The sequence below is a fragment of the Acidovorax delafieldii 2AN genome (assembly GCF_000175235.1).
Classification (GTDB): domain Bacteria; phylum Pseudomonadota; class Gammaproteobacteria; order Burkholderiales; family Burkholderiaceae_C; genus Acidovorax; species Acidovorax delafieldii_B.
In genome coordinates, this window is record NZ_ACQT01000508.1 from 1 (window position 1) to 1,245 (window position 1,245).

The window sequence follows — 1,245 nt, forward strand, 5'->3', positions numbered from 1 at the left end:
GCAGGATCAGGGTGGCCACCTGGCCCGGCAGGCCGCGCGCGGCGGCGATGGCGTCCACCGCGTCCTGGCAGAGCTGGGCCGTGCTTTGGGATGTGCGCACGAAGCCGGGCGAGACGTTGCGCGCCACGGTCTCGATGTCGGACTGCAGCTGCGCGTCGTACTGCGTGTGGGTGGTGGCGTGGTCGCCCACGATGTTGACCACGGGCACCTTGCCCTTGCGTGCGTTGTGCAGGTTGGCCAGGCCGTTGCCCAGGCCGCAGCCCAGGTGCAAGAGCGTGGCGGCGGGCTTGCCCGCCATGCGCGCGTAGCCGTCGGCCGCGCCCGTGGCCACGCCCTCGAACAGGCACAGCACGGCGCGCATGCGGGGCTCACTGTCGAGCGCCGCCACGAAGTGCATCTCGCTGGTGCCGGGGTTGGTGAAGCAGACCTCGACGCCGGCATCGGCCAGGGTCTTCATCAGGGCTTGTGCGCCGTTCATGGGAATCTCCTTGCTACTGTATTCATAGCTACTTGCGCTTTGCAGGAAAGAACTGCAGCCATTTTTTCTTGTCAATCCGTATCGAGGTGGCCGGGACCGATGTCGGCCGTGCGCGTGACGCCCGCCAGGGTCATGGCCAGCAGCAGTTCGCGCTGCAGCGTGGCGAGCAGCGCGCTCAGCCCGGCTTCGCCGCCGCCCGCCAGCGCCCAGACCCAGGGGCGGCCGATGAGCACGCCGCGTGCTCCCAGCGCCAGGGCCTTGAAAATGTCCACGCCGCTGCGCACGCCGCCATCCACCAGCACCTCGGTCTGCGTGCCCACGGCCTGGGCGATGGCGGGCAGCTTGGACACGGACGAGGCCACGGAGTCGAGCTGGCGCCCGCCGTGGTTGGAGACGACGATGCCCTCGGCGCCCACGGCCATGGCGGATCGGGCGTCCTCCACGTCGAGGATGCCCTTGAGCAGCAGCCGGCCCTTCCAGTGGCCGCGCAGCCACTCGATGTCCTTCCAGGTCACGCTGGGGTCGAACTGTGCGTCCACCCAGGCCTTGAAGGCATTGAGGTCGCGCGCGCCGGGCACCTGCTCCGTGAGGTTGCCGAAGTGCAGCGGCTTGCCTTGCACGGCCACATCAAGCAGCCAGCCCGGGCGCGCCAGCACCTGCAGCGCCCGGAGGAGCGCGGGCCGCGTGCCCCGGGCCGCCATGCCATTGCGGGTATCGCGGTGGCGCATGCCGGGCAGCGGCAGGTCCACGGTGAACACCAGGGTGCG

The 1,245-nt window shown here is 70.3% G+C and carries 2 protein-coding genes; both read right to left on the reverse strand.

The features are described from left to right. Positions 1–478, reverse strand: a 478-nt coding sequence (locus ACDELDRAFT_RS22655; RefSeq protein ID WP_005801338.1) for a thiamine pyrophosphate-binding protein, incomplete at its 3' end; no start/stop codon positions are given. A 71-nt stretch (positions 479–549) separates the two neighbouring features. Then, positions 550–1,245, reverse strand: a 696-nt coding sequence (locus ACDELDRAFT_RS22660; RefSeq protein ID WP_005801340.1) for an alpha-hydroxy-acid oxidizing protein, incomplete at its 5' end; no start/stop codon positions are given.